The sequence below is a fragment of the Variovorax sp. FW301-JW7 genome (genome assembly GCF_058788795.1).
In genome coordinates, this window is sequence record NZ_JBYTBC010000002.1 from 51,188 (window position 1) to 76,268 (window position 25,081).

General features: G+C 69.0%; 23 protein-coding genes. 15 read left to right on the top strand and 8 right to left on the bottom strand.

The genetic code is table 11. The features are described 5' to 3' along the window. The first annotated feature begins 5 nt into the window (after positions 1-5). From tfpB to AC3WQM_RS05215, 3 genes are all read left to right on the top strand, one after another. Positions 6-1,793, top strand: coding sequence for a type IV pilus assembly ATPase TfpB (gene tfpB / locus AC3WQM_RS05205; protein WP_489059850.1), 1,788 nt, complete (start codon positions 6-8; stop codon positions 1,791-1,793). A gap of 135 nt (positions 1,794-1,928) precedes the next feature. Then, positions 1,929-2,417 (top strand): tripartite tricarboxylate transporter TctB family protein, encoded by a 489-nt coding sequence (locus AC3WQM_RS05210; RefSeq protein ID WP_489059848.1) that lies wholly within the window; start codon positions 1,929-1,931, stop codon positions 2,415-2,417. Positions 2,418-2,436: 19 nt separating this feature from the next. After that, complete coding sequence (locus AC3WQM_RS05215) at positions 2,437-3,948, top strand: tripartite tricarboxylate transporter permease (RefSeq protein WP_390346221.1); 1,512 nt, start codon at positions 2,437-2,439, stop codon at positions 3,946-3,948. Positions 3,949-4,023: 75 nt separating this feature from the next. Here the strand turns inward: AC3WQM_RS05215 and AC3WQM_RS05220 are convergent, their stop codons facing one another. Then, positions 4,024-5,358, bottom strand: coding sequence for an amidohydrolase (locus AC3WQM_RS05220; protein ID WP_492677235.1), 1,335 nt, complete (start codon positions 5,356-5,358; stop codon positions 4,024-4,026). 35 nt (positions 5,359-5,393) lie between these two features. Then, positions 5,394-6,671, bottom strand: a complete 1,278-nt coding sequence (locus tag AC3WQM_RS05225; RefSeq protein ID WP_492677922.1) for a porin — start codon at positions 6,669-6,671, stop codon at positions 5,394-5,396. A gap of 363 nt (positions 6,672-7,034) precedes the next feature. On the opposite strand from AC3WQM_RS05225, the gene AC3WQM_RS05230 reads away from it, so the two are divergent. The 4 genes from AC3WQM_RS05230 to AC3WQM_RS05245 all read left to right on the top strand — a co-directional run bounded on the left by AC3WQM_RS05230 (position 7,035) and on the right by AC3WQM_RS05245 (position 11,558). Beyond that, positions 7,035-8,006 (top strand): tripartite tricarboxylate transporter substrate binding protein, encoded by a 972-nt coding sequence (locus tag AC3WQM_RS05230; protein ID WP_492677236.1) that lies wholly within the window; start codon positions 7,035-7,037, stop codon positions 8,004-8,006. Between the two features lie 131 nt (positions 8,007-8,137). After that, positions 8,138-9,751, top strand: a complete 1,614-nt coding sequence (locus tag AC3WQM_RS05235) for a gamma-glutamyltransferase family protein (RefSeq protein WP_492677237.1) — start codon at positions 8,138-8,140, stop codon at positions 9,749-9,751. Positions 9,752-9,772: 21 nt separating this feature from the next. Next, the gene (locus AC3WQM_RS05240; protein ID WP_095743893.1) at positions 9,773-10,726 is read left to right on the top strand and encodes a DMT family transporter; all 954 of its coding nucleotides are present in this window, start codon (positions 9,773-9,775) and stop codon (positions 10,724-10,726) included. A gap of 40 nt (positions 10,727-10,766) precedes the next feature. Then, a complete protein-coding gene (locus tag AC3WQM_RS05245) occupies positions 10,767-11,558 on the top strand; it encodes an SDR family oxidoreductase (RefSeq protein WP_159274987.1) in 792 nt (263 codons plus the stop codon). A 19-nt stretch (positions 11,559-11,577) separates the two neighbouring features. Here AC3WQM_RS05245 and AC3WQM_RS05250 read toward each other — a convergent pair whose 3' ends face one another. Then, positions 11,578-12,489, bottom strand: a complete 912-nt coding sequence (locus AC3WQM_RS05250) for a DMT family transporter (protein WP_492677238.1) — start codon at positions 12,487-12,489, stop codon at positions 11,578-11,580. A gap of 109 nt (positions 12,490-12,598) precedes the next feature. Here AC3WQM_RS05250 and AC3WQM_RS05255 point away from each other — a divergent pair, with 109 nt between their 5' ends. Then, positions 12,599-13,585, top strand: a complete 987-nt coding sequence (locus tag AC3WQM_RS05255) for a quinone oxidoreductase family protein (RefSeq protein WP_307696304.1) — start codon at positions 12,599-12,601, stop codon at positions 13,583-13,585. Positions 13,586-13,694: 109 nt separating this feature from the next. Further along, positions 13,695-14,117 carry a response regulator gene (locus tag AC3WQM_RS05260; RefSeq protein ID WP_492677239.1) on the top strand — a complete coding sequence of 141 codons (423 nt, stop codon included), beginning with the start codon at positions 13,695-13,697 and terminating at the stop codon, positions 14,115-14,117. Here the strand turns inward: AC3WQM_RS05260 and AC3WQM_RS05265 are convergent. Continuing rightward, positions 14,077-15,003: a LysR family transcriptional regulator gene (locus AC3WQM_RS05265; protein WP_492677240.1), complete on the bottom strand. Its 927-nt coding sequence runs from the start codon at positions 15,001-15,003 to the stop codon at positions 14,077-14,079. The two genes, AC3WQM_RS05260 and AC3WQM_RS05265, sit on opposite strands and share 41 nt — an antisense overlap. A 70-nt stretch (positions 15,004-15,073) precedes the next feature. On the opposite strand from AC3WQM_RS05265, the gene AC3WQM_RS05270 reads away from it, so the two are divergent. The 3 genes from AC3WQM_RS05270 to AC3WQM_RS05280 all read left to right on the top strand — a co-directional run bounded on the left by AC3WQM_RS05270 (position 15,074) and on the right by AC3WQM_RS05280 (position 18,287). After that, complete coding sequence (locus tag AC3WQM_RS05270) at positions 15,074-16,081, top strand: bile acid:sodium symporter family protein (RefSeq protein WP_492677241.1); 1,008 nt, start codon at positions 15,074-15,076, stop codon at positions 16,079-16,081. 158 nt (positions 16,082-16,239) lie between these two features. Beyond that, positions 16,240-17,400: a porin gene (locus AC3WQM_RS05275; RefSeq protein ID WP_492677242.1), complete on the top strand. Its 1,161-nt coding sequence runs from the start codon at positions 16,240-16,242 to the stop codon at positions 17,398-17,400. A 278-nt stretch (positions 17,401-17,678) separates the two neighbouring features. Further along, the gene (locus tag AC3WQM_RS05280; protein ID WP_492677243.1) at positions 17,679-18,287 is read left to right on the top strand and encodes an ATP-binding protein; all 609 of its coding nucleotides are present in this window, start codon (positions 17,679-17,681) and stop codon (positions 18,285-18,287) included. Here AC3WQM_RS05280 and AC3WQM_RS05285 read toward each other — a convergent pair. Next, complete coding sequence (locus AC3WQM_RS05285) at positions 18,276-19,232, bottom strand: LysR family transcriptional regulator (protein WP_447741567.1); 957 nt, start codon at positions 19,230-19,232, stop codon at positions 18,276-18,278. The genes AC3WQM_RS05280 and AC3WQM_RS05285 overlap by 12 nt on opposite strands. 152 nt (positions 19,233-19,384) lie before the next feature. On the opposite strand from AC3WQM_RS05285, the gene AC3WQM_RS05290 reads away from it, so the two are divergent. After that, entirely contained in the window at positions 19,385-20,263 is an 879-nt protein-coding gene (locus AC3WQM_RS05290) for a pirin family protein (protein ID WP_492677244.1), read from the top strand. Positions 20,264-20,290: 27 nt separating this feature from the next. On the opposite strand, the gene ureG is transcribed toward AC3WQM_RS05290, so the two are convergent. The 3 genes from ureG to ureE form a co-directional block, all read right to left on the bottom strand. Further along, a complete protein-coding gene (gene ureG / locus AC3WQM_RS05295; protein ID WP_369644510.1) occupies positions 20,291-20,941 on the bottom strand; it encodes an urease accessory protein UreG in 651 nt (216 codons plus the stop codon). 21 nt (positions 20,942-20,962) lie between these two features. After that, positions 20,963-21,634: an urease accessory protein UreF gene (locus tag AC3WQM_RS05300; RefSeq protein ID WP_492677245.1), complete on the bottom strand. Its 672-nt coding sequence runs from the start codon at positions 21,632-21,634 to the stop codon at positions 20,963-20,965. Positions 21,635-21,785: 151 nt separating this feature from the next. After that, positions 21,786-22,388, bottom strand: a complete 603-nt coding sequence (ureE, locus tag AC3WQM_RS05305) for an urease accessory protein UreE (RefSeq protein WP_492677246.1) — start codon at positions 22,386-22,388, stop codon at positions 21,786-21,788. Positions 22,389-22,573: 185 nt separating this feature from the next. On the opposite strand from ureE, the gene AC3WQM_RS05310 reads away from it, so the two are divergent. After that, positions 22,574-23,512 carry an AraC-like ligand-binding domain-containing protein gene (locus tag AC3WQM_RS05310; RefSeq protein ID WP_492677247.1) on the top strand — a complete coding sequence of 313 codons (939 nt, stop codon included), beginning with the start codon at positions 22,574-22,576 and terminating at the stop codon, positions 23,510-23,512. Between the two features lie 152 nt (positions 23,513-23,664). Further along, the gene (locus AC3WQM_RS05315; RefSeq protein WP_492677248.1) at positions 23,665-25,065 is read left to right on the top strand and encodes an amidase; all 1,401 of its coding nucleotides are present in this window, start codon (positions 23,665-23,667) and stop codon (positions 25,063-25,065) included. Positions 25,066-25,081 lie beyond the last annotated feature (16 nt).

A 25,081-nucleotide genomic window follows, 5' to 3' on the forward strand; every position in this document is an offset into this window, starting at 1 on the left:
GGTTCATGAGCGCTGTACCTGCCGCCGCCGCTGCTGCTGTCCGCCACGAAGGTCCGCTCGACCTGCGTCGCCTGATCGAATGGCTCGCCACCGACGGCGTGATCTCGCCGATGGAGGCCAAGCGCACCATCGCGCGCTGCGCCCAGGCCGAGAGCCGGCAGGCGCCGCTGGTGCGCCTGGCCAACGTGGCCATGACGCGCGAGGCCGACGGCAAGCCGCTCGACCTCGAGGCGCTCACGCAGTGGCTCGCCGGCCGCGCCGGCCTGGCTTATCTGCGCATCGATCCGCTCAAGGTCGACGTGGGCAAGGTGGCCGACACCATGAGCGCCGGCTACGCCGAGCGCCACAAGGTGCTGCCGGTGCAGGTGCTGCCGAACGAGGTGGTGGTGGCCACGGCCGAGCCCTTTCTCACCGACTGGATCGCCGAGGTCGAGCGCCAGTCCAAGCGCACCGTGCGCCGCGTGGTGGCCAACCCGGCCGACATCCAGCGCTACACGGCCGAGTTCTTTGCGCTCGCCAAGTCGGTGCGCGCCGCGCAGAAGGCCGGCGGCAACACCGGCGGCGCGAGCTTCGAGCAGCTGGTCGAGCTGGGCAAGAGCACCAAGCAGCTCGACGCGAATGACCAGAGCGTGGTGCAGGTGGTCGACTGGCTGTGGCAGTACGCCTTCGACCAGCGCGCCAGCGACATCCACCTGGAGCCGCGCCGCGAGCAGGGCGTGATCCGTTTTCGCATCGACGGCATCCTGCACCCGGCCTACCAGATGCCCATGGGCGTGATGAATGCGATGGTCGCGCGCATCAAGTTGCTGGGCCGCATGGACGTGGTCGAAAAACGCCGTCCGCTCGACGGCCGCATCAAGACCCGCAACATGCGCGGCGACGAAGTCGAAATGCGCCTGTCGACTTTGCCGACCGCCTTCGGCGAGAAGATGGTGATGCGGATCTTCGACCCCGACACCGCGGTGAAGGACCTCGACGCGCTGGGCTTCGCGCAGCACGACGCGCAGCGCTGGGAACAGTTGGTCACGCGGCCCAACGGCATCATCCTGGTGACCGGACCCACGGGCTCGGGCAAGACCACCACGCTGTACTCCACGCTCAAGCGCGTGGCGACCGAAGAAGTGAACGTGAGCACGGTCGAAGACCCGATCGAAATGATCGAGCCGTCGTTCAACCAGACGCAGGTGCAGCCGCAACTCGACTTCGGTTTCACCGAAGGCCTGCGCGCGCTGATGCGGCAGGACCCGGACATCATCATGGTCGGCGAAATCCGCGACCTCGCCACCGCCGAGATGGCGGTGCAGGCCGCGCTCACCGGCCACCTCGTGTTCAGCACGCTGCACACCAACGACGCACCCAGCGCCATCACGCGGATGATGGAACTGGGCGTGCCCTCGTACCTCATCACCGCCGTGATGCTGGGCGTGCTCGCGCAGCGCCTGGTGCGCACGCTGTGCCCGCATTGCAAGCAGCCCGACGACGCGGTCACGCGCGAGAGCCTCGAAGCCATCGTCAAGCCGTGGCAGATCACCGGCCCGGTGCGCGCCTACAAGCCGGTGGGGTGTGTCGATTGCCGCATGACCGGCTACATGGGTCGCATGGGTTTGTACGAACTGCTGAGCGTGACCGAGCCGTTCAAGGACCAGGTCACCAAGGAACCCAACCTCACGGGCCTGCGACGCCAGGCCGTGATCGACGGCATGCGACCCTTGCGATTGGCCGGCGCACTGCGCGTGGCCGAGGGCGTGACGACCATCGAGGAAGTGCTCAGCGCAACGCCTCCGCTCGAGTAGGAACAGCTGCCTCGGGTCCTGCGAGGCATGAGGCATTTCGGGTTATCCCTAGTCCTTCGGTTAGTGGAATCCACATCAGCCTGACCGGAGGCTGACTCGACAATCCCGCATCGAAATTGTTCGAGGAGACTGTTCGTGAAAATCAAAAGTCAGAAAGACTTTTTCTCGGGACTGATGTTCACCGTCGTGGGCGTGGCGTTCGCATGGGGCGCCACCACCTACAGCGTGGGCAGCGGCGCCCGCATGGGTCCGGGTTACTTCCCGCTGATGCTGGGCATCCTGATGGCGCTGATCGGCCTGGGCATCATGTTCAGCGGGCTCACCGTTGAAACGACCGACGGCGAAAAGATCGGCAAGTGGGCCTGGAAGCAAGTGGTGTTCATCCTGGGCGCCAACCTCGCCTTCGGCGTGCTGCTGGGCGGCCTGCCGAGCATCGGCGTGCCGGCCATGGGCATGATCATCGCGATCTACGCGCTCGTGATCATCGCCAGCCTCGCGGGCCACGAGTTCAAGCTGCCGACCGTGCTGATCCTGGCCACCATCCTGGCCATCGGCAGCTACGTCGCATTCATCTGGGCGCTCAAGCTGCAGATCCAGGTCTGGCCGACCTTCATCACCGGTTGAGAAGAAAGCTGCTCACACCATGGAACTGTTTGAACACCTCTCGATGGGTTTTGGCGTTGCCTTTACCTTCACGAACCTGCTGTACTGCCTGGTCGGCTGCATTCTGGGCACGCTGATCGGCGTGCTCCCGGGCATCGGCCCGGTCGCGACCATCGCGATGCTGCTGCCCGCCACGTACGCGCTGCCGCCTGTGTCGGCGCTGATCATGCTGGCCGGTATCTACTACGGCGCGCAATACGGTGGCTCGACCACCGCGATTCTGGTGAACCTGCCGGGCGAATCGTCGTCGGTGGTGACCGTGATCGACGGCTACCAGATGGCGCGCAAGGGCCGTGCAGGTCCGGCGCTCGCTGCGGCCGGCCTGGGCTCGTTCTTCGCAGGCTGCGTCGGCACGCTGATTCTTGCCGCCTTCGCGCCGCCGCTGACCGAGCTGGCCTTCAAGTTCGGCCCGGCCGAATACTTCTCGCTGATGATCCTGGGCCTGATCGGCGCCGTGGTGCTGGCATCGGGTTCGCTGCTCAAGGCGATCGCGATGATCGTGCTGGGACTGCTGATGGGCCTGGTCGGTACCGACGTGAACTCGGGTGTCGCACGCTACAGCTTCGACATTCCTGAACTCACCGACGGCATCGGCTTCGTGGCCATCGCCATGGGCGTGTTCGGCTACGGCGAAATCATTGCCAACCTCTCGCGTCCGGACGACGAGCGCGAAGTGTTCACCGCCAAGGTCTCGGGCCTGTTCCCGACCAAGGAAGACTTCAAGCGCATGGTGCCTGCCGTGCTGCGCGGCACGGCGCTGGGTTCGGCCCTGGGCATCCTGCCCGGCGGCGGTGCACTGCTGGCGGCTTTCGCGGCCTACACGATCGAGAAGAAGACCAAGCTGAAGCCGGGCGAAGTGCCCTTCGGCAAGGGCAACATCCGCGGCGTGGCAGCTCCCGAGTCGGCCAACAACGCCGGCGCGCAGACCTCCTTCATTCCGCTCTTGACGCTGGGCATTCCGCCCAACGCCGTGATGGCGCTGATGGTGGGTGCGATGACCATCCACAACATCCAGCCGGGCCCGCAGGTGATGACCAGCAACCCCGAGCTGTTCTGGGGCCTGATCGCCTCGATGTGGCTGGGCAACGCGATGCTGATCATCCTGAACCTGCCGCTGATCGGCATGTGGATCAAGCTGCTGTCGGTGCCCTACAAGTTCCTGTTCCCGGCGATCGTTCTGTTCTGCGCGATCGGCGTGTACTCGACCAACAACAACACCTTCGATATCTGGATGGTGGGCATCTTCGGTCTGGTGGGCTACACCTTCTTCAAGCTGGGTTGCGAGCCTGCGCCGCTGCTGCTGGGCTTCATCCTGGGCCCGATGATGGAAGAGAACCTGCGCCGTTCGCTGCTGCTGTCGCGTGGCGACTGGAGCGTGTTCGTCACGCGTCCGATCTCGGCCAGCCTGCTGGCGGCGGCGGCCCTGCTGCTCATCATCGTGCTGTTGCCGGCCGTGAAGTCCAAGCGCGAAGAGGCCTTCGTCGAAGACTGATCGACGGGCTTTCTCTGAACGCACAAACGGCGCCCTCGGGCGCCGTTTTTCATTTTTGGGGGATGCTGTTGGTCCCTATCTGCCCAGCGCGCTGAGCACCGCCACGGTCATCGCGTGCACGCCGGTTTTGATCGACGGCTCGGGCACCGGTGCGAAGAAGGGCGAATGGTTGCGGGCCAGCGGCTTGCCGCCGGGTTGGGCGGAGGCCGCGATGTCCCGCGCATCGAGCACGCCGATCGTGAAGTACATCGACGGCACACCGGCGTTGACGAAGGCCGAGAAGTCTTCGCTGCCCGTCGAGGGCACTGTGGATTGAACGACCTGCGCCGCGCCCAGCGCCTGCTTGAGCGCGGTGACTGCGCGCGTCACGACCGCTTCGTCGTTGACCAGCGCTTCTCCGCCCGGCATCAGTTTGACCGCGGGTTCGGGCGCACCGCTCGTCGCGGCGGCGGCCATGGCCATGCGGCGCACGCCGGCCAGCAGCTGCTCGCGCACCTGCGGCTTGTACGAGCGGATGGTGCCGCGCAGCGTGACCGTGTCGGGAATGATGTTGCCGGCGGTGCCGCCCTGGATGGCGCCGATGGTCACGACACCGAATTCGGCCGGGTCTTTCTCGCGGCTCACCACGGCCTGCACGTCGGTGACGAAGCGCGCGGCGGTCACGATCGGGTCGATGGTGGTGTGCGGGCGCGAGCCGTGGCCGCCGCGTCCCTTGAAGACGATCTCCAGCGCGTCGGAGTTGGAACTGCTGATGCCGACGCCATAGCCGATGGCGCCGTGGGGCGTGGGCGCCGTGTGCAGCGCGAACGCGGCGTCGGGCTTGGGAAAGCGCGTGAACAGGCCGTCCGCGAGCATCGCCTTGGCGCCCGAGACGGTTTCTTCGGCGGGCTGGCCGATGAACATCAGCGTGCCTTTCCATTGGTCCTTGAGCGCGACCAGCGCGCGCGCGGTGCCGAGCCAGCTGGCCATGTGGATGTCGTGGCCGCAGCTGTGGGCCACGAAGCTGTCGCGCCCGCCCCAGTCGGTGCGGGCCTGGCTGGCGTAGGGCAGGCCGGTCTTCTCTTCCATCGGCAGGCCGTCCATGTCGGTGCGCACCATCACGACCGGCCCGGGGCCGTTGCGGTACAGCGCCACGACGCCGGTGCCGCCGACCTTCTCGGTCACCTCGAAGCCGATGGTGCGCATCTCGGCGGCGAGCAGGGCGGCGGTGCGCGTTTCCTTGAAAGCAAGCTCGGGGTGGGCGTGCAGGTCCTTGTAGAGGGCGTCGAGCCGGGGGTACATCGCATCGACGAGCGGCGGGATCGCCGACGCCTGAGGTGATGCGGCGGGCTGGGCCTGCGCGCCCGCGCCGAAGGCGAGGAGGGCGGCCACGGCCAGTGAACGAAGCGCAAAGGTGGAGGTGTGGGTCATCGTGGAATGAATGCAGGGGCGCATGAAAACGAAGATCAGAAGATGTGGCGGATGCCGAAGTCGTAGCCCGTGGCGCTGCGCGGGCGCCAGCCGCTGGCGGCCACGTAGACCGGATAGGGCGCGTCGCTGGCGCTCGTCACAGCGCTGATCGCCTTGTCGTTCTGGCCGTCCCGGATGCGAACGCGCGCGAACGTGGCGTACAGCGCCGTGCGGCGGGACAGGTGGTGCACGTAGCCCAGCGCCCATTGGCTGGCGCTGGCGCCTTGCGCGGTGTCTCCCGGCAGGCCGGTGGCGCCGGCCTTGTAGCTGACGCGACCGAACGACGCGCGGACGAGTCCCGGGCCCACGGGCACCGTGGCGCCCACCAGGTAACCGTTGTATTTGTCGGTGCGATCCTGCATCCACGGCTGCGCCTGCGCGCGCCGGTGCCGCAGCTGCGACAACTCGCCCAGCAGCTTGACGGGGCCGAAGTCGTAGGTGGCGCTCAGGCTGACGGTCTTCAGCCGGTCCTCGCCGCCAGCGTCGACGGGCGGCTTGGCTGCCGAACCCGAGGGCAGGCGGTCCTTGTTGTCTTCACCGAACGCCAGCGCCACGTTGAGCGGCCCCTTGGCATAGCCGAAGCGCCCGCCCAGGTAGCGCCCGCGCGCGTTCGTCGGCGTCACGTCCGGGCTGTAGCGGGTGTTCTCGGGCAAGGCGTACTGGAGCTGCCCGTGGAAGCCGCCGAGGTCCGGCGGCAGGAAGTAGCCGATGCTGTTGCTGGCGCGTGCGTAGTTGTCGCCGGCCGCCACGCCGGCCGGTGCGCCGCCCAGGAGCGTGGACGAGGCGCTGTTGACGCGCGCGATCACCGACAGGCCCGCGCCCTGCACGGCGAAGGGGTCGGCCAGCGAGTCGTTGCGAAAGATCGGCGTGTAGTCGCGGCCCAGCCGCAGCTCGCCGAAGCAGCCCGACAGGCTCAGCGTCGAACGCTTGGCGAACGAGGCCAGGCCCGTCTTGCCGTCGTCGTTGGCGATGTTCGACTCCAGCCAGAAGCTCGCCGCCAGGCCGCCGCCCAGGTCTTCCGTGCCCCGAAAACCCAGGCTGCTGCCGCGGTAGCCGCCGCGCGACAGCGTGGTCTGGCTTTGCGTCACCCGCGGCACGGCCGCGGCGAGCACGGCGGCGGTAGGGCGCCGTGGATCGAACGCCGGGCGGTACTCGCTGACGGTCTCGAAATGGCTGACGCCCGCATCCATGACGCCGAAGAGCGTCACCGAGGACTGCGCCGAGGCCGCGCCGGCCAGCGCCAGCAGGGCCAGGCCGAGCGGGTGCCGCTTCACGCGAAGAACGCGCGAGCTGAAGCAGAGGGCGCCGGCATCGGCGCCCTCGAAGGAAGGAAAGTTCAAGGGGAGGTCTCCTGTGCGCCACTTCTGTGTCGAGTGGACTGGCGCGACTATCGGACGGCAGGGCGCCCGGGAGGAAATACCGTTTGCTGATGCGACCCCATCGCTATTTCTGATGGTCGGGCGCGGGGCCTCGCGCCGCGTGATGGCCGAGGCAATGGCCGTGGCCACATTGATGCGCCAGATTCATATATCTATCCGATAAATCCATTTCCCTTTTCAATGCCCCGCGTGTCCAATCCTGCGGCCACGTCGGACAAGGCGCGCTCCCGACACACCACCTCGGACACAATGAATTCCATGAAACGAACCACCCGCGCCGCGCTTGCCGCGGCTGCGCTGGTGCTGGCCGCGGTGCCCGCACTGGCCCAGAACTACCCGAACCGGCCCATCCGCCTGATCGTGCCGTTCCCGGCGGCCGGCGCCACCGACCTGTTTGCCCGCACGCTGGGCCAGAAGATGGGCGAGAAGCTCGGCGCCACCCTGGTGGTCGACAACAAGCCCGGCGCGGGCGGTGCCATCGGTTCCGACCAGGCCGCCAAGGCGCCGCCCGACGGCTACACGCTGCTGCTCGCGACCACGAGCACGCACGCCATCGGCCCGGCCATCACGCCCAAGCTGCCCTACGACACGGTGCGCGACTTCACGCCCATCGCCCACGTGGGCGATGCGCCGAGCATCATGCTGGTGCCGGTCAACACGCCCGCCAAGACGGTGCGCGAGTGGATCGACAGCGCCAAGAAGAACCCCGGCAAGCTCAACTACGCATCGAGCGGCAACGGCACCATCGTGCAGCTCACGGCGGAGCTCTTCAAGGCGCAGGCCGGCGTGTTCGTCACGCACATTCCCTACCGCGGCACGGCGCTGGCGGTGCCCGACCTCATCAGCGGCAAGGTCGACGTGCTGTTCGACTCGCTGCCCACCGGCATGCCGCACGTGCGCGACGGCCGCCTGCGCGCGCTCGGCGTGACCTCGCTCAAGCGCAGCCCGCTCGCGCCCGAGCTGCCGCCCATTGCCGACACGCTGCCCGGCTTCGAGTCGACCACCTGGTTCGGCTTCTACGGTCCGAAGGGGCTGCCGGCCGACATCGTGGCGCGCGTGAACAAGGCCGCCAACGAGGCGCTGGCCGATCCGGAACTGAAGGACAAGCTCGCGCGCCTGGGCATCGAGCCGGCGAACGCGGGCACGCCCGAGCAGTTCGCAAAGATGGTGGCGGTTGATGCCGCCAAGTGGAAAAAGATCGTCGTCGATCGCAAGATCACGAACGATTGACTCGGCTCGCCCCCAGGCTTCGCGCACTTCGTGTCGCTTCTCCAACCCCCTACCGGGGGCAACACCAGCGGCCCGGCAAAGCCGGTTCCGCGGTGTTCCTGAATGGTTCATGTCGCCCTTGAAAGCACCGTATGAAGTTTGATTACGTCAACCCCTACCTCTCGACCCGCCTCCCGGTCTTCGCGCGCAACGTGGTCGCGACCTCGCACCCGCTGGCCGCGCAGGCGGGCCTGCGCATCCTGCAGCAGGGCGGCAACGCGGTCGATGCGGCCATTGCCACGGCCGCCGTGATGACGCTGGTCGAGCCCGTGAGCAACGGCCTGGGCAGCGACGCCTTCTGCATCCTGTGGGATGGCAAGGAGCTGCACGGCCTCAACGCCTCGGGCCCGGCGCCCAAGGCCTGGACGCCCGAATACTTCAAGGCCAAATACGGCGCCGACGCCGCCACGCCGCCGATGCGCGGCATCGACTCGGTGACGGTGCCGGGCGCGGTGCGCGGCTGGGTCGCGATGAGCGAGCGTTTCGGCAAGCTGCCGTTCGCCGACCTGATGGCGCCCGCCATCGACATCGCCGAGCGCGGCTACCTCGTGCCGCCGGTGGTGCAGGGCAAGTGGGCGGCGGCCACGCCGATCCTGCAATCGCAGCCCGGCTTCGCGCAGGCCTTCCTGCCCTGGGGCCGCGCGCCCGAGGTCGGCGAGCTGTTCCGCTTCACCGCGGCGGCGCGCGCGCTCAAGGCCATCGCCCGCACCAAGGGCGAGGCCTACTACAACGGCGAGATCGCCGAGGCCATCGCCAAGTTCTCGAAGGAACAGGGCGGTGCGCTCACCGTGGCCGACATGGCGGCCTACCAGCCCGAGTGGGTCAAGCCCATCTCGCGCGACTACCGCGGCCACACGCTGCACGAGATCCCGCCGAACGGCCAGGGCATCGCGGCGCTGATCGCGCTGGGCATCCTCGAGAAGTTCGACATCGCCTCGCTGCCGGTCGACTCGGTGCAGTCGCAGCACCTGCAGATCGAAGCCATGAAGCTGGCCTTCGCCGACGTGTACCGCTACGTGTCGGAGCCATCGTCGATGACGGTGACCCCTGCGCAAATGCTCGATGACGCCTACCTGGCTTCGCGTGCGAGACTCATCGACGTGAACAAGGCGCAGGACTTCAAGGCCGGCAACCCGGTCAAGGGCGGCACCATCTACCTCACGGCCGCCGACGAGAGCGGCATGATGGTGAGCTTCATCCAGAGCAACTACATGGGCTTCGGCTCGGGCTGCGTGGAACCCGAATTCGGCATCAGCCTGCAGAACCGCGGCCACGGCTTCAGCCTCAAGGCCGAGAGCCCGAACGTGGTGGCACCGGGCAAGCGCCCGTTCCACACCATCATCCCGGCCTTCCTCACCAAGGACGGCCAGCCGGTGATGAGCTTCGGCGTGATGGGCGGCAACATGCAGCCGCAGGGCCACATGCAGACGCTGGTGCGCATGCTCGACTACGGCCAGAACCCGCAGGCCGCGTGCGATGCGCCGCGCTGGCGCTTCAACGCGGGGCTCGAGATCAACGTCGAGGCCGCGATGAATGCCAACACCTTGCAAGGCCTGCGCGACCTGGGCCACCACCTCGAGGTGATCAACGACTCCTACCAGGACTTCGGCGCCGGCCAGTTCATCTGGCGCGCAGGCGAGCCTTCGGTGGAAGGCTACGTGGCCGCGAGCGACCCGCGCCGCGACGGCCTCGCTGCAGGCTACTGAGGATCAAGGGATGATCGGGGGATGAACAAGACAGCCGCATCGGTCGGCATTCCCCCGCACGGACACGAGGCCGCCCGCAAGGGCTACGCCACCGGCCTCGTCCTTGCCACGCTGGGCGCCATCGCCTTCAGCGGCAAGGCCATCATCGTCAAGCTGGCGTACCGCTACGGCGTCGACGCCATCACGCTCATCATGCTGCGCATGCTCTTCGCGCTGCCGCTGTTCGCGCTGATGGCGTGGTGGGCCGGGCGCGGCAAGCCTGCGCTCACGACGCGCGACTGGCTCGGCATCCTCGGGCTCGGCTTCTCGGGCTACTACCTCGCAAGCTTTCTCGACTTTGCCGGGCTGGCCTACATCTCGGCCAGCTTCGAGCGGCTGATTCTTTACCTCAACCCCACGCTGGTGCTGTTCTTCGGCTGGCTGCTGTACCGGCGCCGCCCGACGCGCCCGCAGGTGGTCGGCATGGTCGTGAGTTATGCCGGCGTGCTGCTGGTGTTCGGCCACGAGCTGTGGACCGGCGGCGACGGCAAGGGCGGCGGCGCCGCCGCGTGGGGCGCGTTCCTCGTGTTCCTGAGCGCGGTGAGCTATGCGGGCTACCTCGTGTACAGCGGCGAGTTCGTCAAGCGGCTGGGGTCGCTGCGGCTCGTGGGGCTGGCGACCACCGTGGCCTGCGTGCTGTGCATCCTGCAGTTCGTGCTCACGCGGCCGATGAGCGCGGCGATGGCGGTGGCGCCCGAGGTGATCTGGCTGTCGGTGCTCAACGCCACGCTGTGCACGGCGGTGCCTGTCCTCATGGTGATGATGGCCATCGAGCGCATCGGCCCCGCCATTGCGGCGCAAACCGGCATGATCGGGCCCCTGTCGACCATCCTCATGGGGGTGGTCATACTGGGTGAGCCGTTCACCGCGTGGATCGCGGCCGGCACGGTGCTCGTCATCGCGGGCATCTTCGTTTTCACACGCAAGGGGCGGTAGCCCCTGCAGCATCGATCGATCGATCGACGGGAGCAAACACATGGATCTGGGCATTGCAGGCAGGACCGCACTCGTGTGCGGCGCGAGCAAGGGGTTGGGCTACGGCTGCGCCGAGGCGCTGGTGCGCGAGGGCGTCAACGTGGTGATCGTGGCGCGCGGCGCCGAGGCGCTCGACGCAGCAGCCAAGCAGCTGGTGGCAGCGGCCGGGCCGTCGGGTCCGTTCGTCAAGCACGTGGCGGCCGACATCACGACCGAAGCCGGCCGCGCGGCCGTGTTCGCGCTGGGCCACGACTTCGACATCGTCGTCACCAACGCCGGCGGTCCGCCCCCCGGCGACTTCCGCAACTGGGACCGCGAGGCGTGGATCAAGGCGGTCGACGCCAACATGCTCACGCCCATCGAGCTCATCAAGGCCACGGTGGACGGCATGGCGAAACGCGGCTTCGGTCGCATCGTCAACATCACGTCGAGCTCGGTGAAGTCGCCGATCGACATCCTGGGCCTGTCGAACGGCGCGCGCAGCGGCCTCACGGGCTTCGTGGCCGGCGTGGCGCGCACGTCGGTGGCGGCGCAGGGCGTGACCATCAACAACCTGCTGCCGGGCTCCTTCGAGACCGACCGCCTCAAGGGCACGATGGCCGGCGCGGCGCAGAAGTCGGGCCAGGATTTCGACACCGTGTGGGAAGCGCGCAAGAAGAACATTCCGGCCAAGCGCTTCGGCAACCCGGCGGAGTTCGGCGCGATCTGCGCGTTCCTGTGCAGCATGCAGGCCGGCTACATGACCGGCCAGAACGTGCTGGCGGACGGCGGCGCTTACCCGGGCACTTACTGACCGACGCCGCGGCGCGCGTTCAGCGCCGCGACGACACCACGATCCCGCCCACGATCAACACGAAGGCGGCGCCGTGGTACCAGTACGGCGCCTCGCCGAGGAAGGCCGCCGACAGCACGGCCGCGAACAGCGGCGTGAGGTTCATGAAGATGCTCGCCGCCTGCGGCCCCGCGCGCTGCACGCCGGTGCCCCAGCAGCGGTAGGCCAGCACGGCGGGGCCGATGCCGATGAACAGCATCGCGCTCACGAGCGGCCAGCCCAGGTCGATGTGGGCGGGCGTGAACGTCCACTCGCCGGCGGCCAGCGCGCCCGACCACGCCACGCCGAACACCAGCTGCGCCATGAGGAAGGCGGCCCAGTCGCTGCGCACATTGACGGGCTCGTGCGTGCGTGCCAGCAGCCAGCTGTAGAAGGCCCAGGCGATGGTGCCCGCGATCATGTACAGGTCGCCCGGCACCAGCCGCAGCGCCAGCAGCTGCTGCCACTCGCCGCGGCTCAGCACCAGCAGCACGCCCAGCATCGACAGCAGCGCGCCGCCCAGTGCGCGCCGGCTGACGCGCGCGCCGAAGCACAGCGTGCCCACGGCCAGCATCCACAGCGGCAGGCTCGAGCCCACCAGCGTGACGTTGATCGGCGTGGAGGTCTGCAGCGCCAGGTACTGGAAGGCGTTGTACAGGCCGATGCCCAGCAGGCCCAGCAGCGCATAGCGCTGCCAGTGCGCCCACAGCGGGCTGTCGCGGCGCAGCACCCAGGCCGCCAGCGGCAGCAGCAGCAGGAACGCGATCACCCAGCGCACGAAGTTCAGCGTCAGCGGCGACACCAGCGCACGCACCAGCCGGCCGACCACCGCATTGCCGGCCCACAGCAGCGGCGGCACGGTGAGGAGCAGGGCGGTGAGGGGCGTGAGGCGGTGGTGCGATGCGGACGACATGGCCGCCGACTCTACCGGGCCCGCACGGAGACCGTGCCGCGTCGAGAAAAAGGCAAACGTGGCACGATGCCCGTCCCATTCTTTTTTCCCCTGCGTGGAGACAGCAACGATGTTGAGCAAAGCCGTCCGTATCGACCGCCACGGCGGTCCCGAGGAACTGAAGGTCGTCGAGGTCGAGGTGGGCGAGCCCGGCCCCGGCGAGATCCGCATCCGCCACAAGGCCGTGGGCCTGAACTTCATCGACACCTACCAGCGCACCGGCCTGTACCCGTTCCAGATGCCGCTGCAACTGGGCATGGAAGCCTCGGGCATCGTCGAGGCGGTGGGCGAGGGCGTGACGCACCTGAAGGTGGGCGACCGCGCCGCCTACGCGAGCCAGCCGCCCGGCGCCTACTGCGAGCTGCGCGTGATGCCCGCCAAGTGCGTGTGCAAGCTGCCCGACGACATCTCCTTCGAGACCGGTGCGGCCATGATGCTCAAGGGCCTCACCGCGCAGTACCTGCTGAAGAAGACGCTGCCGGCCGAAGGCCTGCAGCCCGGCGACTTCGTGCTGTTCCATGCCGCGGCCGGCGGTGTCGGCCTCATCGCCTGCCAGTGGGCCAAGGCGCTCGGCCTGCAGCTCATCGGCACGGCCGGCAGCGACGCCAAGTGCCAGCTCGCGCTGGCGCACGGCGCGGCGCACGCCATCAACTACAGCACCGAGAACTTCGCGGCACGCGTGAAGGAGATCACCGGCGGCCAGGGCGTGAAGGTGGTGTACGACTCGGTGGGCAAGGACACCTTCGAAGGCTCCGTCGACAGCCTGCGCCCCTTCGGCCTGCTGGCGATCTTCGGCAACGGCTCGGGCCCGGTGCCGCCGGTCAATCTCGGCCTGCTGGCCTCGAAGGGCTCGCTCTACGTGACGCGCCCGACGCTGTTCACGCACATCGCCACGCGCGAGCGCACGCAGGCCATGGCCGACGACCTGTTCGCGGTGGTGCAAAGCGGCGCGGTGAAGATCCCGATCGACCAGCGCTACGCCCTGGCCGACGTGCAGCAGGCGCACCGCGACCTCGAGGCGCGCAAGACCACGGGCTGCACGATCCTCACGCTCTGAACCAGCGCACGGGCCAGCGGGTGATGTCCTACGTGCGGTGGGGTGTCACACCTTCGACTTGTGGCGGGCGCAATTTGTAGCCTGCACTTGTCCCTTTGCAGAGCCCGCCATGACCACCGTCCGCGCCTTCATCGTCGAAGACAACCCCGCCCAGCGCGCCAGCCTGGCGGGCACGCTGCGCGAGATGGCGCGCGTCGATCCGGTCGGCCAGGCCGAATCGGAGGCCGAGGGCACGCGCTGGCTCACGCGCAACCCGGCGCTGTGGGACCTGGCCATCGTCGATCTGTTTTTGGGCGACGGCACAGGCTTCAGCGTGCTCGAGGCCTGCCGCAACCGCGACCCGAAGCAGAAGATGGTGGTGCTCAGCAACCACGCCACGCCCGAGACGCGCCGCAAGTGCGCGCAGCTCGGCGCCGACGCGGTGTTCGACAAGGCCACCGAGGTCGAGGAGCTGATCGACTTCTGCGTGCGCCAGCGGCAGGAGCGCTTTTTCAGCGCGCCTTCGTCGGCGGGGCCGCGGGCGCCTCACTGAGCGCCGCCGTCTCGCGCACCATGCGCCAGACCCGCTGCGCGAGCGGCGACAGCTCGCGGTTGCGGCGCCGGATCAGCATGATCGCGCGCTGCACGTTCGGCACCAGCGGGCGCACCACCAGCCGCGCCAGCCCCTCGGGCGGCAGCGACAGCCCCGGCATCACGCTGATGCCGATGCCGGCCTCGACCATGCGGAATACGGTGGTCGCATGGCCCAGCTGCTGCTTCACGTCGCAGCGCGCGCCGTGCCGCTCCAGCGCCTGGTCGATGAGGCGCCGGCTGCCCGAGGCGTGGTCGAGCAGCACCAGCGGCTGGCCGTCGAGCGCCGACCAGTTCACCGAGGCCTTCTTTTCCGTCAGCCGGTGGCCGGACAGCGTGACCACCATGAAGGGGTCGTTGAGGATCGATTCGCAGTGCAGGTCGTCGGCCTCGGAGGGCTCGATCACCACGCCGAAGTCGACCTCGCCGCTGCGCACGCTGTCCAGCACGTCCTGCTGGATGCGGTCGAGCAGCAGGAATTGGATGCCCGGCGCCTGCACCGCACAGGCCGCGATGCAGTCGGGCATGAGGTTGGCCGAGAGCGTGGGGCTGCTGGCCACGCGCACCTTGCCGCCGCGCGCGCTGGCCAGGCCGGCCACGTCCTGCAGGGTCTGGTCGAGTTCGTCGAGCACGCGGTCGAGCCGGGCCGCGAACGAGTGGCCGGCTTCGGTCAGCACCACCTCGCGCGTGGTGCGGTCCAGCAGCTTGAGGCCGAGCTGGGCCTCGAGCTCCGAGATCGACCGGCTCACCGCCGGCTGGCTCAGGCCCACCTGGTCGCCGGCACGGCTGAAGTTGCGGCCCTCGGCCACCGAGCGGAAGACGCGGAGTTGGCGCAGCGTGACGTTCATGCGCTCAAATCATATATCCATCCGATAAATCCATTTCTCTTTTGAATGGCCGGAAGGTCCAATGCAGGGCATGGCACGTTCACGCTTTCTTCCTGACAACTTCACGCTCACGCTCGTCGCGGTCGTCACCCTGGCCAGCCTGCTGCCCGCCAGCGGCCGCGTGGCGCATTTCTTCGAGGGCCTGACCACGGTCGCGATCGGGCTGCTGTTCTTCCTGCACGGCGCCAAGCTGTCGCGCGAGGCGATCCTCGCGGGCATCACGCATTGGCGGCTGCACCTGCTGGTGTTCGCCTGCACCTTCATCCTGTTTCCGGTGCTGGGGCTCGCGCTGCGGCCTGTGCTGGGGCCGCTGGTGACGCCGCTGCTGTACACGGGCGTGCTGTTCCTGTGCGTGCTGCCGGCCACGGTGCAGTCGGCGATTGCTTTCACTGCGATGGCGCGGGGGAACATGCCGGCCGCCATCTGCAGCGCCTCGGCCTCGACCCTGCTGGGCGTGTTCATCACGCCGGTGCTGGTGAGCCTGGTGGTGTTGCCTGAAGGCGGGGCGGTGGCGTCGTCTTCGTCGCTCGACGCGATCGGGCGCATCCTGCTGCAACTGCTGGTGCCGTTCGTCATCGGTCACCTGTCGCGTCCGTTGATCGGCAAGTGGATCCAGAAGCGCGCTGCGGTGCTGAAGTTCGTGGACCAGGGCTCGATCCTGCTGGTGGTCTACACGGCGTTCAGCGCGGCCGTGATCGAAGGGCTCTGGAAGCAGATTCCCGTGAGCGCGCTGCTGGGCCTGCTGCTGGTGTGCGGTGTGTTGCTGGCGCTGGCGCTGGGTCTCACGACGTTCATGGCGCGGCGCTTCGGCTTCAACATCGAAGACGAGATCACCATCGTCTTCTGCGGCTCGAAGAAGAGCCTGGCGAGCGGGATTCCGATGGCGAAGGTGCTGTTCGCCTCGCACGCCGTCGGCGCGATCGTGCTGCCGCTGATGCTGTTCCACCAGATGCAGCTGATGGTGTGCGCGGTGCTGGCGCAGCGCTACGCGCGGCGTGCGGCGCCAGCCCCGGCGCCTGCGCTTCGCACGGCTGAGTAGCCTTTTCGGCGCAAGGCGTTCACGCACCGGCCGGCGCGTGAACGCAAAACAACACCCCTGAGGGGAGGGCTGGCGTCCACCAGATTCCTCCAATTTTGAACAGGACCATCCGGTCAGCGGCTCGATGAAGAGCAGCTGAAAACCCCGGAGAAACCTGAATGAAGAAATCCCTCACGGCACTCGCCGCGCTGGCCGTCACCGGCCTGGCTTCTGCCCAATCGTCGGTCACCCTGTTCGGCGTCGTCGATGCCGGCGTGAGCTACCAGAGCGCCACCTCGCGCAACCCCGTCACGGGCACCACCAGCAAGCAGAGCCAATGGAGCCTGGCCAACTCGGGCTACAACTCCAGCCGCATCGGCTTTCGCGGCACGGAAGACCTGGGCGGCGGGCTCGCCGCCAGCTTCTGGCTCGAGGCGCCGATCAGCAACGACGACGGCGCCACCGGCATCGCCAACTTCAACCGCCGTTCCACCGTCAGCCTGTCGGGCGGCTTCGGCGAAGTGCGGCTGGGCCGTGACTACACGGCCACGTTCTGGAACGACACGGTGTTCGACCCGTTCGGCACCAACGGCTCGGGCTCCAGCGTGATCAACACGGTGAGCGGCAGCACCGCGCTGGGCAACACGAACTACGTGCGCGCCAGCAACATGGTCGGCTACTTCCTGCCGCCGAACTTGGGCGGCTTCTACGGCCAGCTGCAGTACAGCCTGAACGAGAACACGAAGACCAGCGCCACCGACACCACGGCAGCCACCAGCAGCAGCGCCGGGCGCTATGTGGGCGGGCGTTTCGGCTATGCGAACGGGCCGCTGGACATCGCGCTGGCGGTGGGCCAGAACGTGGCGGTCGACACCACCACGCTCACGCGCAAGGTGCAGACCATCAACCTCGGCGCGTCGTACGACTTCGGCCCGGTCAAGCTGTTCGGCGAGCTGTCGAATGTGAAAAACAAGTTCGACCTCGCGGCGCTGGGCAACCGCCACGACAGCTACAACGGCTACCTGATCGGTGCGAGCATGCCGGTGGGCGCGGGCCTGATCCGCGCGTCGTACTCGACGGTGCGCTACAACGAAGGCGCGGTCGGCGTCACGGGTAACGACCCGCGCGCGAACAAGCTCGCGATCGGCTACGTGCACAACCTGTCCAAGCGCACCGCGCTGTACGCCACCGTGGCGCGCGTGAGCAACCGCAACGACGCGAACTACACGGGCAGCCTCACGGCCGCCAGCACCACGGGCTACGGCAGCACCGGCGTGGGCTACACGGGCCTGCCGCGTTCGTCGACGGGCTACGACTTCGGCATTCGCCACGCGTTCTGATCGGTCTCCGTTCGCGTGTGGCGGCGCTGCCGGTGCACGCGAACGGGCCCTGCCGTCGAACCAGTCATGCATCGATTCACATGATCCGAATTCATCACCTCGCAGGCGTGCTGGCAGCGCTCGGCCTGTCGGGCTGCATCGTGCTGCCGCCGCCTCTTTATCCGCCCGGGCCACCGCCGGGGTTTCGCGGCGAGGGACCGCCGCCACTGCCACGCTGCGAGGCTCCGAGCGGCTGCGCGCGACCGGCCTTTCCTGAAACGCGCTGAGGACTGTCGACCGTGTACGGCAGTTCACTCGGCCTGGTCATCGCCACGCTCATCGGCCTCGGCCTGGCCGGCGTGCTCGCGCTGATGGGCGCGCTGTTCGTCGCCAACGCCCGCGCGGCCGTGCACGCCCGTGGCCTCGCGCAGCAGGCCCGCACCGAGCTGCACCAGCACCTGGCGGACAGCCGCGTGCAGGATCTGCGGCCTTTGCTCGGCGCGACGCCCGATGCTGCAGACGCGTTGCGCCTCGCGGTGGACCTGCCCGCGGAAGCGGTGCCGGTCTTCGGCATTCCGTCGGAGCTGCGCGAGCTGCTGGCCAAGGTGGCCGCGCATGCCGCGCGCGTGATGGCGGCGGGCGCGACGCTGCAGGTGCGCGCGCGCATCGAAGGCACGCAGGCCGTCGTTCACTGGCGCGACCTCGACGCCGACAGCGAACGGCCCCCGCTGGCGCGCTTCTTCGACGCGCTCGACGCCGCCTCGCTGGCCAGCGCGCGCATCTGCGAGCGCATCGCGGGGCGCCACGGCGGGCGCATCTATTCGGCGCCGGACGACGGCGGCGTGCTCGGGCTGACGCTGCGCCTGCCGCTGTACGCGCCGGCGGTGGCCGCCGGATCAGTCGACTGAGGTGCGCGTCGGCGCCGACGCGGCCGGTACGCCCGACAGCTCAAGCGCCTCGAGCGCCTCGTACTCCACCGCCAGGAAGTCCACCAGCTTGCGCACCGACGGCAGCAGGCCGCGGCGCGAAGGGAACACCGCGTGCACGATGCCGCTGCGCGGCGCCCATTGCGGCAGTGCGTCGACGAGGCGGCCGGCCTGCAGGTCGTCGCGCACCATCATCGTCGGCATCTTGGCCACGCCCACGCCCTGCAGGGCGGCATGGCGCAGCGCGGCCATGTCGTCGGTCACCAGGCGGGGCTGGTGGCGCACCTCGGCGCTCGCGCCGTCGGGGCCTTCGAGCGACCAGGTGTGGTGCGGCTGGGCCGGGCCGAGGTCCAGGCTGGGCAGCAGGCCGATGTCGGCGGGGCTGGCCGGCGCCGTCAGGCCTTCGAGCAGGCGCGGGTGGGCCACCAGCCGCTGCGTGCTGTGGCCCAGCACCTTCATCACGAGGTCGGTGTCTTCGAGCGGCGGAAAGCGCACGCGCAGCGCGAGGTCGAAGCCCTCGCGGATCACGTCGACGCGGCGGTTGGTGCTCTCCAGCTGCACGGTCACGCGCGGGCACTCGGTCATGAAGCGGGCGAGCATCTCGGCCACCTGGTAGTACACCAGCGCCGGCGGGCACGACAGCCGCACCAGCCCCTGCGGCTGGGCCTGCAGGCGGTCGATGGCCTCCTGCGCGGCGTCGGCCTCGACCAGCATGGCGACGCAGTGCTCGTAGTACTGGCGGCCGATGTCGGTGACGCTGAAGCGGCGCGTGGAGCGCTGGATCAGGCGCACGCCCAGCCGCTCTTCGAGCAGCGCGATGCGCCGGCTCAGGCTCGACTTGGGCACGCTGAGCGCGCGGCCGGCCGGGGCAAAACCGCCGTGGTCGACCACCTGGGCGTAGTAGTAGAGATCGTTCAGGTCGCGCATGGCTTTGGGGGGCCCTCCGTGCCGTTGATCGTTCGCCAGATGGAACGATGAGGGCGAATTCTGGCATCTACTCAAAGCATCGTTGCGGCCCCATCCTTGATCCATGGCTTTCCCGTTCCGGGCGAGCCGCCAGATGGAAAGGAACACAGACCATGAAGAAGATCCTCGGCACCTACAGCGCACCGCGCCCGCACTGGGTGGGCGACGGTTTTCCCGTGCGCTCGCTGTTCAGCTACGACACGCTGGGCCGCCACGCCAGCCCCTTCCTGCTGCTCGACTACGCCGGCCCGGCCCAGTTCACCCCGACCGCACAGCCGCGCGGCGTGGGCCAGCACCCGCACCGCGGCTTCGAGACCGTGACCATCGTCTACAAGGGCGAGGTGTCGCACCGCGACTCGACGGGGCAGGGCGGCACCATCGGCCCCGGCGACGTGCAATGGATGACCGCCGGCGCGGGCATCCTGCACGAGGAGTTCCATTCCGAAGCGTTCACGCGCGACGGCGGCGAGCTCGAGATGGTGCAGCTGTGGGTCAACCTGCCCGCCCGGGACAAGATGGCCACGCCCGGCTACCAGGCCATCGTGGATGCGCAGATTCCGTCGGTGCCGCTGCCCGAAGGCGCGGGCAGCGTGCGCGTGATCGCGGGCGACTACCTCGGCCACAAGGGGCCGGCCCGCACCTTCACGCCCATCGACGTGTGGGACCTGCGCCTGAACCAGGGCGCGCAGGTGACGCTGCCGGTGCCCGAAGGCCACACGGCTGCGCTGGTGGTGCTGCGCGGCACGGTGCAGGTGAACGGCGAGACGGTCGTGCGCGACGCGCAGATGGTGCTGCTCGACCGCGCGGGCGATGCGCTGACGATCGATGCCAACAACGACGCGGTGGTGCTGCTGCTCAGCGGCGAGCCGATCGACGAACCCATCGTCGGCCACGGCCCGTTCGTGATGAACACGCGCGACGAGATCGTGCAGGCGATGAAGGACTTCGGCAGCGGGAAGTTCGGGCAGATGCCGGAGGCCGTGGCGCACTGAGCGCCCACCGCCGCCCTGGTTGAAGAATCAGGCGGCGGTGAGCATGCCCCGGGCTTCGATGAAGGCCACGACCTCGGCGACGCCCGTCAGCGTCTTGAGGTTGGTCATCACGTAGGGGCGCTGGCGGCGCATGCGCTGGGTGTCCTGTTCCATCACGTCGAGGTTCGCGCCCACGTAGGGCGCGAGGTCGGTCTTGTTGATGACGAACAGGTCGCTCTTGGTGATGCCGGGCCCGCCCTTGCGCGGGATCTTTTCGCCGGCCGCCACGTCGATCACGTAGATGGTGAGGTCCGACAGCTCGGGGCTGAAGGTGGCGGCCAGGTTGTCGCCGCCCGATTCGACGAACACGATGTCGGCATCGGGAAAGTCCTCGAGCATGCGGTCGATGGCCTCGAGGTTGATCGACGCGTCCTCGCGGATCGCGGTGTGCGGGCAGCCGCCGGTTTCCACGCCCATGATGCGCTCGGCCGGCAGCGCGCCGGCCACGGTGAGCAGGCGCTGGTCTTCCTTGGTGTAGATGTCGTTGGTGATGGCGACCAGGTCGTACTTGTCGCGCATCGCCTTGCAGAGCATTTCGAGCAGGGTGGTCTTGCCCGAGCCGACGGGGCCGCCGATGCCCACGCGCAGCGGCGGGAGCTTCTTGGTGCGGTTCGGGATGTGGTGCAGGGCGGAGGTCATGGGCGAAAAGGTCCGGTTCGGTCAGCTTCGGAAGAGGCGGGAATATTGTGTTTCATGGCGGGCCGACAACACCGCCAGCAGGGGCGCGAAGGCCTGGCGCTCGTCGTCGCCCAGTTGCATGGCGCGGTCGACGGCCGCAGGGATTTCGTTGGCCAGCCGCGCCAGGATGCGCTGGCCCGCGCTCTGGCCCAGCGGCACGGCCTTGACGGCGGCGGCGACCATGTTCTCGGCCCAGCCGAAGGCGAAGGCCAGGCAGCCGTCCTGCACGGTGGCTTCGGTGCGGCTGGCGGCGAACGCGAAGGCCACGGGGTAGGTCGCGGGCAGGCCGGCGAAGACCTCGGCCGTGTCGGCGTGGTGCAGCTTGAGCCACTCGACGAAGGAGCGGCCCATCTGCTCGGTCTGCAGGAAGAACTCGGCGGATTCGCGGGTGTGCAGCACCCAGTCGTTGAGGGTGCGGATGCGCTGCGCGTCGTTCGCCCGCCAGGCGGTGATCGCCTGGGCGGCCAGGGCGAGGTCGCCGCGCGCGAAGCTCAGGTGCAGCTGGTCGGAGAGCCACTCGGTGGCGCCGGCTTCGGAATGGATGCCGGCCCATTCGACCGCGGCCTCGACGCCTTCGGAGTACGAGAAGCCTCCCACTGGCAGGGCGGGGGAGGCCAGCCAGATGAGCTGGAGGAGGCTGTGCGGGGTTGGCATTTGTTTATTGGCGCGCGCTGCTGTTCAGGGCGCGTGCGCAGGCCACCGGGTACTTCCCTTCGCGAATGTCCCCCGGGGCTTCGCCCCTCCTCCTTGATTTCGCTGCGGGAAGCACCCAGTGCCCTGCGCACGAGAAGAGCGGTGGGTCATTTCAATGCGAGTGGCCGTGGGCGTGATCGTCGTCGAGCAGTTCGGGGGCGAGCACGAGGGGCTTCGGGCCGCTCTTGCCGTGGGAATGTCCGTGGTCATGGTCATGGCCATGGTCGTGGTCATGACTGTGGCCGCCATGCGAATGTCCTTGCGCCCCGTACGCGCCGCCTTCGGGCTCGAAGGCTTCTTCGACGGCCACGACGATCAGGTGCATCGAACGCAGCATGTCGGCCAGCACGTGGTCGGGTTCGATCTTCAGGTGGTCGGGCTTGAGCTCGATCGGCACGTGCCGGTTGCCCAGGTGGTAGGCCGCGCGCGTCAGGTCGAAGGGCGTGCCGTGGGCGGTGCAGTGCGTGATGCGCAGCACCGGCTGCGGCGCCGCGATCACGCGCACCAGCGAGCCGTCTTCCGCCACCAGCACGTCGCCGCCGCGCACCGCGGTGCCGCGCGGCAGGAAGATGCCGATCTGCCGGCCCTGCGAGTCGGTGGCGTCGAAACGGCTTTTCTGGCGCACGTCCCAGTCGAGTTCGATGGTGGCGGCACGCTTGAGCAGCACGGGCGCGAGACCGCGGCCCTGGGGCATGAGTTTGTTGGCGGTGAGCATGGCGGGTTGCGGGGTCGAATGAGGCCGATGAATGTAGCGCCTCTTGCAGCCCCTGTTCGGCGTGGTGTCCCAAGCCCGTCGGCGAGGCCAACGTGCCGAGAACGGGCTTTCCTTGGTTAGCAAATATCGGGCCTTGTGGGCTCGGGGGCTTGCCTGCGCGCCCCATCCGCCCCAGCATCCGCGTCATGAACAGCCTGGCCTACCTGACGACCGACGTCGCCACCCCGCTGCGTTTCGACTACTGGCACGACGTCGTGTGTCGCCACTGCATTCCCGCGGCCAGCCGTGCGATGACGGCCGAGCCGTTCGAAGGGCGGCTCGACGTGCGCGAGGTGGGCGCGGTCAGCGTCAACCGCATGTCGGCGCCGATGCATCACTGGTCGCGCGACGCGCCCCACCTGCGCCGGCACCCGCTGGACGACCTGTGGCTGGCGTTCGTGCAGGAGGGCGAAGGCACCTTGGTGCAAGGCGGGCGGCAGGGGCGGCTGCGCAGCGGCGACATGCTGCTCTACGACGCCGGCCGGCCGTTCGAATGCACGCTGGACGCGCGCTCGGTCTACCTGGCGCGCATGCCGCGCCGGCTGCTGCTGCGGCGCTTCGCGAAGGCTGAAGACTTCACCGCCCGCACCATCGCCGCGGACCGCCCCGGCGCGGCGCCGCTGCACGCGATGCTGCGGGAGACGGCGAACCCGGCCTTTGCGCAGCCGCATTCCACCGCCGCCGAACGCTTCGGCGGTGCGCTCATCGACCTGCTGGCCGTGACGCTCGAACTGCAGCAGGACATGGCTGGCGACGCCGGCGCCGAGCGCGGCTTGCATGCGCGCATGACGGCCTACATCGAGCGCCATCTGGACGACCCGGCGCTGTCGCTCGATACGTTGGCGCAGGCGCACCACGTCTCGGCGCGCACCGTGGCGCGGGCGTTCGCGCGCCAGGGCGAGACGGCGATGGGCGCGGTCTGGCAGGCGCGCCTGGCGGCCAGCCGCGAGGCGCTGGTGGGTGGGCGTGCGCACAGCGTGACCGACGTCGCGTTCCAGCACGGGTTTTCCGACCTGTCGCATTTCAGCCGGGTCTTCCGCAAGGCCTACGGCTGCGCGCCGCACACGTTGCTGAAGCCGCGCTGAGCGCCGCGCGCGGGGTGTCCGCCCCAGCACAAGTGCATGTCCGAAAGAGACCAGCGCGGGCCGCCCCGCGCCGATAAGGTTCGCCCGGGGTGGCAGCTTCGCCACTTGGATTCAGACCTTCTTTCTCAACCCTACACACGCGGGAGTCAGTCATGGCGGACAAGGAATTGCATCATCTCGAACTGCTGGAAGTCGGCCGGCAGATCCAGTCGCGCGAGCGCTCGTCGGAAGAGGTCACGCGCGCCATGCTCGCGCGCATCGAGGCCGTCGATGGCCGGCTGCGCAGCTACGCGACGCGCATGGACGCGCTGGCGCTCGACGAGGCACGCCGCGCCGACACCGAGATCGCCGCCGGCCGCGCGCGCGGACCGCTGCACGGCGTGCCGCTGGCCGTGAAGGACCTGCTGTGGACCGAGGGCGTGCCGAGCGCGCACGGCATGACGATCCACAAAGCGTTCCGCCCGACGGAAGACGCGACCGTGGTGCACCGCCTGCGCGAAGCCGGCGCGGTGATCCTGGGCAAGCTGCAGCAGACCGAAGGCGCCTTTGCCGACCACCATCCGCAGATCGCGTCGCCGGTCAACCCGTGGGACGCCACGCTGTGGCCCGGCGTGTCGTCCAGCGGCTCGGGCGTGGCCACGGCGGCGGGGCTGTGCTTCGGCGCGCTGGGCACCGACACGGGCGGGTCGATCCGCTTTCCGTCGGCGGCCAACGGCATCACGGGCCTGAAGCCGACGTGGGGGCGGGTGAGCCGCCACGGCGCCTTCGAACTCGCCGCCTCGCTCGACCACATCGGCCCGATGACGCGCAGCGCGGCCGACGCGGGCGCGATGCTGGCGGCCATCGCCGGCGCCGACCCGCGCGACCCGACGGCCAGCACGCTGCCGGTGCCCGACTACCTGGCGACGATGACGCGCGGCCTGGACGGCCTGCGCGTGGGCATCGACCCCGCCTGGACGCTGGACCGCGTGGACGCACCGACGCGCGCCACGCTCGCCGCCGCGATTCGCACGGTCGAATCGCTGGGCGCTTCGGTGCGCGAGGTGGTGTTTCCCGACACGACACAGGCGGTGCTCGACTGGTCGCCGCTGTGCGCGGTCGAGACCGCCGTGGCGCACGAGGCCACGTACCCGTCGCGGCGCGACGAGTACGGCCCGGGCCTCTCGGGGCTGATCGACCTGGGGCTTTCGCAAAGCGCCACCGACTACCAGAAGCTGCTGCTGCGCCGCGCCGATTTCACCGGCCGTGTGCGCACGTTCTTCGAGCAGGTCGACCTGCTGCTGATCCCGGCCATTCCCTTCGCGGCGCCGACACTCGAACGCGCCGGCCAGCTCGGCGTGGACCCGGAGCTGCTGGCGGGCATGCTGCGCTACACCTGCCCGTTCGACCTCACGGGCAGCCCCACGCTCACCTTGCCGGGCGGCGCCACCGAGGCGGGCGTGCCGGTGGCCTTCCAGTTCGTGGCGCCGCACTTCGGCGAAGACCTGCTGGTGCGCGCGGGCTGGGCATTCCAGCGCGCGACCGACTGGCACCGCCGGCATCCGGAGGTGTAAGTCACCGCAGCAGCCG